The 15,014-nt window shown below is 40.2% G+C and carries 11 protein-coding genes; 8 read left to right on the plus strand and 3 right to left on the minus strand.

Annotated features, from left to right (window positions below):
* Positions 1–70 precede the first annotated feature (70 nt).
* On the minus strand, positions 71–2,983 hold the full coding sequence (locus H5200_RS11375; RefSeq protein ID WP_182761514.1) for a TonB-dependent receptor domain-containing protein: 2,913 nt from the start codon (positions 2,981–2,983) through the stop codon (positions 71–73).
* A gap of 590 nt (positions 2,984–3,573) precedes the next feature.
* On the opposite strand from H5200_RS11375, the gene mpl reads away from it, so the two are divergent.
* From mpl to H5200_RS11400, 5 genes are read left to right on the plus strand one after another with little or no spacing between them, the layout of a single operon-like run.
* Entirely contained in the window at positions 3,574–4,929 is a 1,356-nt protein-coding gene (mpl, locus tag H5200_RS11380; RefSeq protein ID WP_182761515.1) for a UDP-N-acetylmuramate:L-alanyl-gamma-D-glutamyl-meso-diaminopimelate ligase, read from the plus strand.
* Positions 4,930–4,941: 12 nt separating this feature from the next.
* Complete coding sequence (locus H5200_RS11385; RefSeq protein WP_182718381.1) at positions 4,942–5,565, plus strand: flavin prenyltransferase UbiX; 624 nt, start codon at positions 4,942–4,944, stop codon at positions 5,563–5,565.
* Positions 5,562–6,494 carry an ABC transporter ATP-binding protein gene (locus tag H5200_RS11390; protein ID WP_145235104.1) on the plus strand — a complete coding sequence of 311 codons (933 nt, stop codon included), beginning with the start codon at positions 5,562–5,564 and terminating at the stop codon, positions 6,492–6,494. The genes H5200_RS11385 and H5200_RS11390 overlap by 4 nt, the downstream gene beginning before the upstream one ends.
* On the plus strand, positions 6,495–7,262 hold the full coding sequence (locus H5200_RS11395) for an ABC transporter permease (RefSeq protein WP_145235106.1): 768 nt from the start codon (positions 6,495–6,497) through the stop codon (positions 7,260–7,262).
* Positions 7,262–7,942: a tRNA (guanosine(46)-N(7))-methyltransferase TrmB gene (locus tag H5200_RS11400; protein ID WP_182718380.1), complete on the plus strand. Its 681-nt coding sequence runs from the start codon at positions 7,262–7,264 to the stop codon at positions 7,940–7,942. The genes H5200_RS11395 and H5200_RS11400 overlap by 1 nt, the downstream gene beginning before the upstream one ends.
* Before the next feature lie 55 nt (positions 7,943–7,997).
* On the opposite strand, the gene H5200_RS11405 is transcribed toward H5200_RS11400, so the two are convergent.
* Entirely contained in the window at positions 7,998–9,914 is a 1,917-nt protein-coding gene (locus H5200_RS11405; RefSeq protein WP_182761516.1) for an EAL domain-containing protein, read from the minus strand.
* A gap of 273 nt (positions 9,915–10,187) precedes the next feature.
* Here H5200_RS11405 and panP point away from each other — a divergent pair, with 273 nt between their 5' ends.
* Positions 10,188–11,816 carry a pyridoxal-dependent aspartate 1-decarboxylase PanP gene (gene panP, locus H5200_RS11410; protein ID WP_149981384.1) on the plus strand — a complete coding sequence of 543 codons (1,629 nt, stop codon included), beginning with the start codon at positions 10,188–10,190 and terminating at the stop codon, positions 11,814–11,816.
* Between the two features lie 60 nt (positions 11,817–11,876).
* Here panP and argE read toward each other — a convergent pair whose 3' ends face one another.
* On the minus strand, positions 11,877–13,025 hold the full coding sequence (argE, locus tag H5200_RS11415; protein ID WP_182718378.1) for an acetylornithine deacetylase: 1,149 nt from the start codon (positions 13,023–13,025) through the stop codon (positions 11,877–11,879).
* A 214-nt stretch (positions 13,026–13,239) separates the two neighbouring features.
* Here argE and argC point away from each other — a divergent pair, with 214 nt between their 5' ends.
* Together argC and argB are read left to right on the plus strand one after the other, a co-directional pair.
* A complete protein-coding gene (gene argC, locus H5200_RS11420; protein ID WP_145235116.1) occupies positions 13,240–14,244 on the plus strand; it encodes an N-acetyl-gamma-glutamyl-phosphate reductase in 1,005 nt (334 codons plus the stop codon).
* Positions 14,245–14,250: 6 nt separating this feature from the next.
* Positions 14,251–15,012, plus strand: coding sequence for an acetylglutamate kinase (gene argB / locus H5200_RS11425; protein WP_182739879.1), 762 nt, complete (start codon positions 14,251–14,253; stop codon positions 15,010–15,012).
* Positions 15,013–15,014: the final 2 nt, after the last annotated feature.

Raw genomic sequence — 15,014 nt, forward strand, 5'->3', positions numbered from 1 at the left:
TAAAAGATCAATAAAAACGCCTTAACTCAATGAGCTAAGGCGTTTTTTTATAAGCCAAATGCACCTTAAATTAGAAAGTGTATTTTGCACCCATCGATAAGCGACGACCTTTAACGTCAAAGAACTCACCATTATCATAAGTGAATGGATTACGAGGTGGTGCACGGTCTAGGATATTGTTTACACCAATACGTACTTGTAATTCATCTAATAGATAAGTTTTGTACATAAAATCGAACGTTGTGTAAGACGGGATATCATTGTAGTTATTATCTTCAATGTTCCATTCATTACTTTCTACACTACTATGGCGGTAATTAGCCGTTAAAATGTAACTTGAATCATCATGTGAGTAGATTGCGTTAAAGCGACCTTTCCAGCGAGGATCTGCAATTTCACCTACATTTGAGCGGAAATCTGCCGTACGACCGGTTGGGTTTTCACTGTCTTCTTCTAGGTAAGTTGCAGTAAGTTTAATTGCTAAATCACCATTCCCTAATTCTGTGCGGTAAGCTGTTTCAATATCTAGGCCTTTTTTGGCGATGATAGAAGCATTAATTGGACGCTCATAATAGTTAATGATGTCGCCCGTTTCTTTATTTCGTACGAAGTTTGAGCAAAATGGGTTGTCTAGCGATGATGACTCATAACATAGTTCTACGCTATCACGTCCAAAGTATTGAATCGCACCTTCAATTTCAAATGACCAGTAATCAAGAGTTAAATCTAAGCCTTCAATAAATTCAGGAGTGTAGATCAAGCCAATAGTGTAATCGTTTGATGTTTCGTTTTTTAGTGCTTGGTTACCTTGTACAAAACCTGGCAGGCTACCAGCGGCTTGCCAATCGGCAGTTGGCATCCAACCTTCAGCTAAACCGTCCGCTTGACAGTTAGCGATTACATTTGCTTTATATTCGCTACCTGAGCTGGTAATTTCATCAGCACGACATGGGTCTTTACGACCCGAATTAAACGTTTGTGAGCTTGGCGTAAATAAGTCACTTAGGCTTGGTGCACGTACTGATTTTGAACGATTTAAACGCACACGTACTTCGTCTGTAACGCCCCAGTTTAATGATAATTTCCACGCATCATCACCACCAGTAACCGAGTAATCCATATAGCGGTACGCAGTTTCAAAGGTTAAGTCAGTTGCTAAAAAATGATCTACAAGCAATGGCACTGAGATCTCTGTTGAGAATTCATTTACATCGATATCACCTTTCATTGGCAAGCTTGAGTTCCCAAAAATAAGGCCATTTTGCATTGCGTGATCAGGATGAGTCTCGGCGCTTTCTCGGCGATGTTCAACGGTAAATGCGGCAGCGACTGCACCTGCTGGTAATTCAAATAACAAACCATCAAATGTTGCAGCAACAACTAGCTGGTCTTGTTTGGCAGTACGCGTAGCATTTGTTGCTATATAATTAAGCTGTGCTTGAGAAGCACTTTGTGCGCCCATAGGGTTAAAAGCAACACACCCTTCACGTTCACCTGTGACATTACCATCGGCATCACGAACTGCACACACGATTTGGCCATTAAGTTCTACAGCATCTATCGCATTGACTAAATTTTGCTCTAATACTTCACCGCGCCATAAGGTATCTTGTTCGATACGGCCATACTGCACATAGGTACTGTAGCCCCAGTCATCGTTTAAAATGCCTTCAAAACCAAGAGATGCACGGATCACCGAACGATCTTGTTGATAGGCGCGATCACCCCATAGATTTTCGTTAGCTTGGCGCAAAGTAACTTTATCTAACCCGTTAGCATCCATAATCTTAGCCATATCATCGCGGATAAAGGCATTATCACGACGAATCGTGTGAGCAAAGAAAGCTGGCGAGCTTTCAGTAGTTGCTTTTGAGTCAGACCAAGTAAAATCAAATGTTGCAGCATGGTCGTCATTAATTTCGTATGTACCATACGTTGATAAAATAGCGCGCTCTAATGGAGTTTGAAAGTAGCTTTTGTAACCATGACTAAAAACACCATCGCCTGGGTTATTAGCATCTGCGTAATAACGGTTATTAGCTGATGCGTTAGGCACACCAGAGTTTTCTACGCGACCTAGACCATAATCAAATGCTTGTACGTTACCGCTATTATCAAATGCCCAGTGATGGTTGTTGTAATGATCGTCAGTTAGCGAGCCTGTTTTACTGAAAAAGTCACCGCCTTCAGAGTAATAGCCAAGGGTACTTTGCTTACCTAATATAACGCGCTCAGGAATACCATCGGTACCAGATTTATTGGCTGGATTTGCATATGAAGTTACAGGGTTACGGTAAAAATCACGACTTAACTTGTTATAGCTATCTGTTTTTGAGTAGTTAAGAGACGTTACAAACGATAGCTTGTCACCTTCCATACCACCGGTGATAGAGAAAAAGTTTTGCTCGCCACCGCTTTGTTCTGGACGAATCGTAGATGCATCAATTTCAATGCCATCAAATGATTTTTTTGTGATGATGTTTACGACACCTGCTACAGCGTCGGCACCATATACTGCTGCTGCACCGCCTGTGGCGATTTCTACTCGTTCGATCAGAGTTGTTGGAATATTATTTAAATCTACCGCAGTGCTGCCTACTGAACCTGCGACAAAGCGACGACCATTTACTAATACCAGTGTGCGCTCAGATCCTAAACCACGTAAATCGGTGGTGTTTAATCCTGATGCATAAATAAAGCTAGTAGTGGTTTCCGGAGATAGGCCAACCGTTGCTTGTGGTAGCTCAGCTAATAAATCATTAACGTTAGTAATGCCGGCATTTTCCATCTCAACGCCACTGATCACCGTAACTGGTGTCGGTGAAGTAAGGTTAAATCGCTTTATTTTCGAACCTGTTACTTGAATGCGCTCGACAGGTTTTACGTCAGTTGCTTCTTGTGCAAATGCATTGGCAGCACCAACAGTACCAGTAATTAATACTGCATTAATTGCAGCTGTAATAAGATTTAATTTTTTCAACATAACACCTTTTAATTTCGACAAGGTTTACCCTGTGGGTAATTTAACTTGATGGAATTCACAAAGGACTTACATTGTTAGCCATATTAACTTTGAGGTTAAATATATGCCTTTCAATGTAACCAAATGTAATTTAGTGCGATGTTTTATCACAGTACCCAAATAGAGTCTTTTGTGGGGTAAACATGTCTTTTGTTGCTAAAAAGTGTTTTTTGTTTTTATTATGGGTATTTATTGGTATCGTCTTGATTTTAAATCATATTATTTGTATTCATAGCTTTACGTTTTTTGTTTTTAGTATTTTCATAACATTGAGTTATCTTTATCATTAACTATTTTGCAATTAACTATTAATTATTTTGTTTGTAAAATGATCTTTAAAGTTAATTTTGTTTAAAAAGTGTCGCGCAATACTTGAGCGGTTAGGCATAAGTAAGGGAACTATTTAACTTATATACTTATTCGTTGTTATTTAGCACAAGTGTTGTGTTAGATGGCAATGGTAACTGAACGCTATTTTTGGCATTATGGCACCTCATCTATTATCTATTTTTTAGCGCTGCGTAAGCTATGTTTGGCGGCAAAGGAATAATATGCATATTCATATTTTAGGCATTTGCGGCACCTTTATGGGTGGTATTGCAGCGATAGCTAAGTCGCTAGGCCATACAGTCACGGGCTCGGATCTAAACGTATATCCGCCAATGAGCACGCAACTTGAAGAGCTTGGTATTAAATTAACCCAAGGCTATGATGTCTCTCAGTTAGAACCTGCACCAGATATGGTGATTATTGGCAATGCAATGAGTCGTGGTAACCCATGTGTTGAATATGTATTGGACAAGGGCTTAGCGTATACTTCCGGCCCTGAATGGTTAAAGCATAATTTATTACAAAACTCCTGGGTACTGGCGGTTGCTGGAACTCATGGTAAAACTACCACTGCAAGCATGCTGGCATGGATTTTAGAATTTGCGGGTTTAAAGCCAGGATTCTTGATCGGTGGTATCGTGCAAAATTTTGGTTTGTCGGCACGGGTTGGCGAAACGCCATTTTTTGTTATTGAAGCTGATGAATACGACACTGCGTTTTTTGATAAACGCAGTAAGTTTGTTCATTACTTACCGCGCACATTGATTTTAAACAATCTTGAGTTTGATCATGCTGATATTTTTGAAGATTTAAACGCTATTAAAAAACAATTTCATCATTTGATGCGTACACTACCAAGTAGCGGCAAAGTTATTTGGCCACAACAAGACGATGCTCTGCAAGATGTAATTAACCAAGGTTGTTGGAGCGAAAGTGAAACACTAGGTGCTGATTGGGGATATGAGCTGATTAATGCCGATGGCAGTGAATTTGCAGTGTTACTCAATGATGAATACCAAGGCTCAGTAAAATGGCAAGCGTTTGGTGAGCACAATGTTAAAAACGCTATTATGGCGATTGCTGCCGCGCGCCATGTCGGGATTGCAATTGAACATAGCATTGCAGGGTTAGGGGAATTTATTAGTCCTAAACGCAGGATGGAGCTAAAAGCCGATATTGCCAATATTAAAGTGTATGACGACTTTGCTCATCACCCAACAGCTATCACTACAACGCTTGCTGGGTTGCGTGCAAAAGTAGGCAATGAAAAAATTATTGCGATATTAGAGCCGCGCTCAAACACTATGAAAATGGGCGTGCATCAACATACGTTATTGGCGTCATTAGCTGATGCTGATGATGTGTATTTATTCGAGCCAGATAATTTAACCTGGTCGTTAAGTGAGCAAGCCAAACAGGCTGGTATGTTATGCTTGAATAATACCGATGAGATCGTTGAACAAGTAGTCTCCCAAGCGCAACCGCAGCAACATATTTTAATCATGAGTAATGGTGGCTTTAATGGCCTCCACGACACATTGATAACAGCTTTGCAGCATAAATTTATCCAGCAATAAACCGGAGCGACAGTGCAATATAAAGAAACCATAACGCTGGCCTTTAGTGGTGCGTCAGGCGCGCCATATGGCTTACGATTACTTGAAGTATTGCTCGCGCAGCAGTTTCGCGTGTATGTATTGATCTCAAGCGCGGCGCGTGTAGTGCTAGATACAGAATCAAACATTAAATTATCAGCCAATGAAGATAAAGCCACAGAACAATTAAGTAGCTTATTTAAATCACAGCCAGGGCAGTTACAAGTATTTGGTAAAGATAACTGGTTTAGCCCTGTGGCGTCTGGCTCTGCAGCGCCGAAAAAAATGGTCGTGTGCCCGTGTAGTGCAGGCTCGGTCTCTGCAATAGCGATGGGGGCCTCTGATAATTTATTAGAGCGCGCCGCTGATGTCGTGATTAAAGAGCGTGGTCAGTTAATTTTAGTGCCACGAGAAACGCCATTTAGTGAAATCCATCTAGAAAACATGCTAAAGCTCGCAAAGCTCGGGGTAACAATTATGCCAGCTGCACCGGGGTTTTATCATCAACCGCAAACCATTAACGACTTAGTTGATTTTATGGTTGCACGTATTTTAGATCATTTAAATATTGCACACACACTAACTAAACGTTGGGGTTATGGGGAGGGTAAATCATGAGTAAAGCATTGGCTTTGAATATTGAAGGCCTTACCAAAGTATATAAAAATGGTGTTGAAGCCGTTAAAGGCGTTGATCTAAAAGTATATGAAGGTGATTTTTTTGCCTTGTTAGGCCCAAATGGCGCGGGTAAGTCAACTACCATTGGGGTGATCTCATCATTGGTTAATAAAACCAAAGGCTTAGTAGAGGTGTTTGGTCACAACATAGATTCAGATTTAGAAGCCGCTAAATCACAACTAGGCTTAGTGCCACAAGAGTTTAACTTTAGCCAGTTTGAAACGTTGACGCAAATACTGGTAAATCAAGCGGGTTATTACGGAGTTCCCCGTAAGGTGGCGCATCAACGAGCGGATAAATATTTAGCGCAATTAGGCTTACTTGAAAAGAAAGACAAACAAGCACGAACACTATCAGGTGGCATGAAACGTCGTTTAATGATTGCTCGCGCGTTAATGCATGAACCAAAACTGCTAATTTTAGATGAGCCAACCGCCGGTGTAGATATTGAATTACGCCGTTCGATGTGGGATTTTTTAAGACAAATTAATGAGCAGGGGGTGACGATTATTCTCACCACCCATTACTTAGAAGAAGCCGAACTGCTGTGTAAAAATATCGCGATTATTGATTCCGGCATTATCGTTGAAAACACCACCATTAAAGCACTGCTTGCCAAACTAGATAAAGAAACCTTTATTCTTGATTTAAAACAGCCTGTCCAGCCGGTTACCGTTACGCTTGATGGTTATAAGTTTACTATGGCTGATGATCATACTATTGAGGTTGAAGTAGCCAAATCACAGGGCTTGAATGCAGTATTTACAGCATTAACCGAGCAGGGCAATACCGTGCTTAGCATGCGTAATAAAGCTAACCGATTAGAAGAGTTGTTTGTAGGTTTACTAGAGCAAGGGCGGGGCAAGTAGATGTTTAAATATGGCGTAGCCTTAAAGAGTTTATGGTTTAAAGAGTGCATTCGATTTTTGCGTATCTGGGTACAAACACTCGTACCACCGGCAATCACTATGAGTTTGTACTTTGTGATTTTCGGTAATCTTATAGGCTCTCGTATTGGTGATATGGGGGGCTTTAGTTATATGGAGTTTATTGTGCCGGGTCTTATCATGATGTCGGTGATCACTAATTCGTATTCTAATGTGGCATCAAGCTTTTATTCAACCAAGTTTCAAAAAAGTATTGAAGAGCTGTTAGTTGCACCCGTGCCTAATTATATCATTGTGCTTGGCTATATGGGCGGTGGTATGACCCGTGGCATGCTGGTGGGATTAATTGTTACGTGTGTGTCGTTATTATTTGTGGATATTCAAATCCATAATATTTTTGTGATCATCGCGACAGTAATTTTAACTTCTGCGGTATTTGCTTTAGGCGGTTTGATCAATGCTATTTATGCTAATAGCTTTGACGATATCAGTATAATTCCGACCTTTATTTTAACGCCATTGACCTATCTAGGTGGTGTGTTTTACTCAATCACTTTATTGCCAGAGTTTTGGCAAGGCGTATCGCAGGTTAATCCAATTATTTATATGGTTAATGCCTTTAGGTATGGTTTCTTAGGCGTGTCGGATGTTGATTTAACGGTCGCATTTGGCGTGTTGTTATTATTTATTACAGCCTTATTTATATTAGCTTTAACGTTAATTAAAAAAGGTGTGGGGTTAAGACACTAATGAGTGATGCAAATTCACGAAGTATTGTATCGAATCAACAAGGCTTACATGAAAAGCTGGATGATATAGTTAATAAGCATTTAGCTGCCCAGTTTAAAAAACCCATTGCAGCTCATACGCAAACGGCGTTTGATCAAGTAAATGAAAAAGTGCAGGCTTTTAATGGGCCCATTATTTTAGATTCGTGTTGTGGGGTAGGTGAAAGCACCGCTAATTTAGCGAAACGACATCCTGATGCGTTAGTTATAGGTATTGATAAGTCATCGCATCGTTTAGATAAGCATGACATTGAATATAAACAAACCGATTCAGGTCAGTACATTTTAGTGCAAGCCGATTTAAATGACTTTTGGCGACTCGCAGTGGCGGCTAATTGGCAACCCACACATCATTATTTGCTGTATCCAAATCCGTGGCCAAAAGCGAAGCATATTCAACGTCGCTGGCATGGCGCTGCTATTTTTCCATTTATCGTTAAATTAGGTGGGCTGTTAGAAGTTCGCAGCAATTGGGATATTTATGTGAAAGAGTTTGCTCAAGCACTCAAACTCACCGGACATGACTGCACAGTAGAGCTTTATCAAAATGATTTGGCAGTTACGCCATTTGAACGTAAATATTGGGCAAGTGGTCAACAAAGTCACCGTTTAGTAATTAATTTAGATCCTGGCTCGAAATAAAAATTAAGTATTTTATAACTTAATGTTTTCGTAAATCTCTTAACCTGAGTTTAGGTTAAGAGATTGGATACGGTTGGTTTTTATTTGCAGTAATATGTGGCACAGGCTCGGCAAAGTAATAGCCTTGCATTAGTGTCACATTAGCTTTTTTAAGCGCGTTGGCGATAGGCTTACTCTCTACATGCTCAGCAATTAGCTGTAAGTTGAGTTGCTTAGCAAAGCTGGCAATATGCTCAATATATAAATAAATATCTTTATCGTTGATAATTTGCTTGATCAAACTACCATCAAGCTTAATGCCATCTACTTCTAATTTTAGTACATTAGATATATTCGAATAACCTGTACCAAAATCATCAATTATTACCCGTACACCACGATTTTTAACCATGGTTATAAATGCTTTTACCTCAGAAAAATTTGCGATAGCTTCGGTTTCCAATAGTTCTAGGGTGATATTACTCGGTAGTGGATAGCGTTTAAATTCGTTTTCTAAAAATTCAGCAAGGCTTGGGTCAAGCATATCTTGGGCTGTGATATTGATGCTCCAGCACGTACTGGTTTTTCTAAATCGTGCAAAGCATTGTGTGAGCATTGTGCGGGTGAGCATTCCATCCATGCGAGAGCGATTAACGACATCTAAGAATGATTCTGGTTTTAGGACTTCCCCGTGACAGGTGATCATGCGAGCCAAACATTCATACTGAATAATGGCATTCGTTTCATTATCATAAATTGCCTGAAAATAAGGCACAATTCTATTGTTCTCAAATGCTTCACGCACTTCTTTTGCCATTGCTACATTGTACTGATATTGGTTTTTTACATCATGGAGTGCGCTTGAGTAATTAATCACAGTGCGGCGACCTTGTTTAGCTTGTAATGCGGCAATATGAGCATTTTCAAGTAACATTGATTTATTGCCACTGGCGATGCCTGCGCACAAGGTGATGTATATAAAAGGGTCGGTAAGTAATGGGGTACTGCAATTATAAGCTTGGATCACCTCGAGAAAACCTGCATTATCTTTACCAAAAGGAGCGATGAGGACTATTTTGTTGGTCGTTAGACGAAACATCTGGCTACCCGCAGGGCGGCGCTTTTTGAAGTGTTGCAACAAGTTTTTCATAACGCGGTCGCCTACTTCTGTACCATAAAAACTGCTTATATCTTCAACTTCTGTACCATAAAAACTGCTTATATCTTCAACTTCATTTACCCAAATAACAGCAAGTTGCAGATGATGATTAGGGGAGTTTTTAATATAATATTCAAGTGCAATATGATTGGCAAAGCCACTACTGGTATCGGTTGAAATCGCACGTTTCAATAAATACACATAAATACCGGCAACCAACAGAGCAATAAAAAAGAAAAACATAGCCATGCCCGCAGCTTTAGATACACTTTGCGCTAATCGCTGATTGAGATCGTATATGGTGATATCGGCCCCAGTTAAATAGGTGACTCCATTGGCATCGACAAAAGGGACAAAAATTGTTTTAAAATGCCCCCATTGATCTTTTGAAATTTCAAACACTGGCTCTGTTGAATAAAACGCGCCAATATTAGCGGCAGTTGCTTCAGGGTATAGATCGAGTAATTGGGTGATTTTACCGGTATTTTGATCGTTCTGAGTGTAACTCGATGCACTAAAATGTACATTACCGTCTTTTAAAACCATGGCATATACATAAGCGATATTTAACGCATTAGCAAACTCTGAAAGTTGCCGGCTTTTTTGTTGGTATTCGGTTGATGATATATATTGGCCTGCATTGATTTTTTGATGGTATTCATCACCAAGCATATGCTTAACGCTTAATGCCGCATTGAGTAATCGAGTATCAACGCTGTGCATAATATCGTTACGAGTGCTGTTGTAGGTGTAATAGATGTAGCTCAATAAACTGATAAAAAACAGCATGAAACCCGCGATTATCCAATTTGTCAGTAAATTTGTATTTATCATGCTCTTCCTTGATTTATTAGCCCTTCTATTATACAAAAAAAGGCTGTATCGCCTATAAAAATATAGTTAGTTATTTGAATGATAAATATTAATCAAATTATCATTAATTTGTCATGCAATTGGCTACTTTTGTGGCTTTATACGAGACATTTCAACTCTATTACAGTAGAGTTAACGCATTTCGTGGAATCATTGTAGTTTTGGCGTTATTAGTAATGGAGTTCCTAGAGATGGATCTTCAGCTAAACAAAGCTACATTTACTGGGTATAAAGATGGATCAAAAGCGTTGTGCCGTCGCCTCTAAAGAAACTCTGATGCGTATATTTACTGTGCCTGAAGCACCAGACTCAACTTTGAGTAAAATCGAACTTGAGATCTCAAGCAATTTAGCAGGTTTTTTGAATGAGAACATAGCGGCAATTGAAAAGCCATTGCATGAGATTGAAAAAGATTTTCAATCGGCAGCAATCCCAGAAGATCCGACTTTTGTATCTGCTTATGCGCAAGATATTATGGAGCAACTTGTCGCTCATTCAGTGCATACCGCTGCGCCAAGCTTTATTGGGCACATGACGTCAGCATTACCGCATTTTGTATTGCCACTTTCTAAGTTGATGGTTGGTCTTAATCAAAACTTAGTAAAAATAGAAACCTCCAAAGCATTTACTCCACTTGAGCGCCAAGTGCTTGGTATGATGCATCATTTGGCATACGGGCAAGATGACAGTTTTTATAGCAAATGGATGCACAGTGCGAAAACGTCGCTAGGTGCGTTTTGTTCGGGTGGCACAATCGCCAATATTACCGCATTGTGGATTGCTCGTAATCGCTTACTGAAAGCGGACGGCGAATTTAAAGGGATTGGTTCACAAGGTTTGATCAGTGCCATGTTGCATTATGGATATAAAGGCCTTGCAGTACTTATTTCTGAACGTGGCCATTACTCGCTAGGAAAATCAGCTGATTTACTTGGCATTGGTCGTGATAACTTTATTGCCATTAAAACTGCAGATAACAATAAGGTTGATGTTGATGCAATGCGCGCCAAAGCCCATGAGCTAGCAGCGCAAGGTATAAAAGTGATGGCGATTGTTGGGGTAGCCGGCACGACTGAAACTGGCAATATTGATCCTCTTGATGCTATGGCTGATTTAAGCGCTGAACTCAACTGCCATTTTCATGTCGATGCAGCATGGGGAGGAGCTACGCTGCTTTCTAATACATATCGCTCGTTACTGAAAGGCATTGAGCGAGCAGATTCAATTACCGTCGATGCTCATAAACAAATGTATGTGCCAATGGGCGCTGGGTTAGTGCTATTTAAAGATCCTACAGCTACGGATGCTATAGAACATCATGCAGAATACATCTTACGTAAAGGATCAAAAGATTTAGGTAGTCATACGCTTGAAGGTAGTCGTCCTGGTATGGCGATGTTAGTGCATGCTTGCTTACGCGTTATTGGCCGTAAAGGCTACGAAATCTTAATAGATAAAGGGATTGAAAAAGCCCGCTACTTTGCTGATTTAGTGAAAGCAGATGATGACTTTGAGCTGATCTCAGAACCTGAGTTATGTTTACTGACATACCGTTATGTGCCAAAACAGATAAAACAAAAAATAGCTCAAGCAGATGAACAAACGCGTTTGGATATCTTTGCCTCGTTAAATCGTTTTACTGCCAGTATGCAAAAACGTCAACGTGAAGCCGGTCGTTCCTTTGTATCCCGTACCCGTTTAACTCCCGCGCAGTATGATCATCAACCTACAGTGGTATTCAGAGTCGTACTTGCAAATCCGCTGACATCAGAGAGTATTTTAAAAGATATACTTGCTGAGCAAAAAGAGCTGGCTAAAACAGATCCTGTATTTAAGAAATACCTTAGTAAATACATGGACTGAGCAGTAACAGTTGCGTTATTCCCAGATTGCGTGGGGATAACGCAAGCAGCACTTTCTTTGTTAGCTAAAACACGATGTTCTGATCATTTCAGTGATAATATGTTGAGATGGTTTAATTTTTTCCATCGCCAAAAATTCATCGGGTTGGTGAGCCTGATTAATTGAACCCGGTCCCATCACAATCGTTTCACAGCCCAATTGTTGAATAAATGGCGCTTCAGTACAGTAGTTCACTGCAACTGCTTGCTCTCCTGATATTTTTTCTGCCAGTTTAACTAATGCCGAATCAGTACTGCCGGTAAACGCGGGGATTGGCTCGTGCATATCCATCACACTGACTGAATCGGGATATTGGTTATTGATCTCTGTAGCTATTTTTAACAGCATCATTTGCAGTTCTTGCACACTTAGACCCGGTAAAGGGCGCATATCAATATGCATTTCACAGCAGCCACATATGCGATTTGCATTATCGCCACCATGAATGTGTCCTAGATTTAAAGTAGGGTAAGGAATAACAAAATGCTCAACTGCATATTTATTCTTTAATTGCTCTTTTAAAGTTAACAGTTTTGCAATAACTTTATGCATCACTTCAATGGCATTTAAACCACGTTCAGGATCAGAGCTATGTCCGGAACGACCGACTACGCGAATCGCGCTGCTCATATGTCCTTTATGTGTGAAAACAGGCGTCATATCAGTAGGTTCACCAATAATACACCGAGCTGGCTTTAAGTTTTTATGCTGACAAACTTGCTGTGCACCGGCCATGGTGGTTTCTTCGTCGGCAGTAGCTAGAATCAAAATTGGCTGTGTTTGAATATTCTTATCTAGTTCACTGATTGCCTGTAATACAAAAGCGAAAAAACCTTTCATATCAATACTGCCTAGACCATATAATTTATTGTTATCTTCACTTAATTTAAACGGATTATAGTTCCAACGACTATCATCAAATGGGACTGTATCGGTATGACCGGCAAGCATTAAACCACCATCTCCCTGGCCACGTTTTGCGAGTAAGTTAAAACGACCTTTAGGGCCCGACAACTCAGTAATTTCACATTCAAATCCAAGACTTGTACACCAAGTAGCTAATAAATCGATCACCCCTTTATTGCTCATAGACAATGACTCATCCATGGCACTAATTGAAGGTGCAGCAATCAATTGCTGATACATAGATAAAAAAGACGGTAATGACATAAAAAAATCCAAAATAAGTATTCAATCTAATTGCATAACAATATAAAAGTATTTATGATGAATATCAATTCACTTTTTAAGCATAAATATATTAAAGCGACGCAATGAATATAAAACGACGATAACCAGATTTCATTCATAAAATAGTGTTTTATGCACTGTTAAACCCGATTTGAATATATATGTAGTAACAAAAAACCAAAAAGAGTAACGAATGAAAGTAGTGATTATTGGCGCAAGTGGCTATAGCGGCGCAGAATTAGCAAGTTTGGTAGTAAAACACCCGCAATTAACCTTAGCTGGTTGCTATGTATCTGAGCAAAGCTTAGATAAGGGTAAATTATTAAGTGACTTGTATCCTGAGCATTTAGGTTTGCTTGATTCTCCTTTATTGCCTCTTAGTGATAGCGCTTATAACGATATTGAAAAGTCGGCCGATTTTGTATGTTTGTGTACTGATCATAAAGTGAGTGTTGACTTAGCGCCACGTTTTTTAAGCATGGGCAAAAAAGTATTTGATTTATCGGGTGGCTACCGTTTAAGCAGTAATGAAGATTATCAAACCTATTATGGTTTTGCGCATCAACATACGGAATTACTAAGTGAAGCGGCTTACGGATTGGCTGAATGGAATAGTGAAGCAATCGCCAAGGCGCAGTTAGTCGCTGTGGCTGGTTGCTATCCAACAGCAGCGCTGAATGCGTTAAAACCATTGCAACAAGCCGGCTTATTAGCCGAGCAAACCATTATTATTAATGCTGTATCGGGTGTAACCGGTGCGGGGCGTAAAGCTAGTGTAGCCACGCATTTTTGTGAAGTGTCGTTAGCACCTTATGGATTGTTTAATCATAGACACAGTCCTGAGATTGAGCAGCATTTAGGTCACAAGGTGCTATTTACGCCGCATTTAGGTAATTTTCCACGCGGTATTTTAGAAACTATTTATGTGCAATTGAAACCTGGAGTTACACCAGAGCAAGTTACACAAGCTTATCAAGTGCTTGCTGATGAGCCACTGATCAGATTGCTTGGTAATAAAATGCCATCAATTAAAGGAGTTGCAAAGCAGCCTTACGTTGATATTGCATGGCAGCAGCAAGGTACGCAGCTAATTGTGATGGCAGCTATTGATAACTTATTAAAAGGTGCTGCAGGGCAAGCATTGCAGTGCATTAATTTAGCCATGGGTATTGCCCATAGTACAGGTTTAAAAGGGTAGTTAGTAATGCAAACATGGGTCATTAAACTCGGTGGTGCAGTACTCAATACAGAAGACGCGGCTAAAGCGTTATTTGAGGCGCTTGCATCGCAAACTCAAGCACAATTTGTCATCGTTCATGGTGGCGGTTCACTAGTTGATAATTGGTTGACTGAGGCTGGTTTTGCTAGTGCGAAACATCAAGGTTTACGCATCAGTCCAAAAGAGCAAATGCCTTATATTGTTGGCGCGCTTGCGGGGTGTGCTAATAAACAATTAATGAGCCAAGCAATTATCGCAGGTCATAAACCGGTCGGGCTTAGTTTATACGAAGCGGGCATTATTTCGTCACAAAAACTCAAAGCGCTTGGTCAAGTTGGTAATTGTGACGGCGGTGTGCAAAGTGTGATACCGGAGTTATTAAAACTTGGTCGTTTACCTCTGGTCAGCTCTATCGGTTTTGGTGAAGATGGCCTTTGGTATAACGTAAACGCTGATGAAGCGGCGGCGGCAATAGCTAAAGAGCTTAATGCGGAAATTATTTTTATGACTGATGTAGAAGCTGTACTTGATGCAAATAAACGGCCGTTACATCAACTTGACACAAACCAGATCAATACTTTAATTGCAGAAGGAGTAATTTTGGGTGGGATGGAGGTCAAAGTTAAGACCAGCCTTCTTGCTGCCCAGCACTTACGACGTGGCGTTTACATTTCGAGCTGGCAAAAGCCAGAAAACTTAATTGCTCTACTCGCGGGTGAGCACGTCGGAACAAAAATTACACCATAGGT

The sequence above is a fragment of the Pseudoalteromonas sp. SG43-7 genome (assembly GCF_014164295.1).
In the GTDB taxonomy this organism is placed as follows: Bacteria; Pseudomonadota; Gammaproteobacteria; order Enterobacterales; family Alteromonadaceae; genus Pseudoalteromonas; species Pseudoalteromonas rhizosphaerae.

Coding starts and splice junctions, on each gene's coding strand:
- argB (WP_182739879.1), top strand. CDS start 14,251: ATGCAAACATGGGTCATTAAACTCGGTGGTGCAGTACTCAATACAGAA.
- panP (WP_149981384.1), top strand. CDS start 10,188: ATGGATCAAAAGCGTTGTGCCGTCGCCTCTAAAGAAACTCTGATGCGT.
- H5200_RS11395 (WP_145235106.1), top strand. CDS start 6,495: ATGTTTAAATATGGCGTAGCCTTAAAGAGTTTATGGTTTAAAGAGTGC.
- argE (WP_182718378.1), bottom strand. CDS start 13,025: ATGTCATTACCGTCTTTTTTATCTATGTATCAGCAATTGATTGCTGCA.
- H5200_RS11405 (WP_182761516.1), bottom strand. CDS start 9,914: ATGATAAATACAAATTTACTGACAAATTGGATAATCGCGGGTTTCATG.
- H5200_RS11400 (WP_182718380.1), top strand. CDS start 7,262: ATGAGTGATGCAAATTCACGAAGTATTGTATCGAATCAACAAGGCTTA.
- mpl (WP_182761515.1), top strand. CDS start 3,574: ATGCATATTCATATTTTAGGCATTTGCGGCACCTTTATGGGTGGTATT.
- argC (WP_145235116.1), top strand. CDS start 13,240: ATGAAAGTAGTGATTATTGGCGCAAGTGGCTATAGCGGCGCAGAATTA.
- H5200_RS11375 (WP_182761514.1), bottom strand. CDS start 2,983: ATGTTGAAAAAATTAAATCTTATTACAGCTGCAATTAATGCAGTATTA.
- H5200_RS11390 (WP_145235104.1), top strand. CDS start 5,562: ATGAGTAAAGCATTGGCTTTGAATATTGAAGGCCTTACCAAAGTATAT.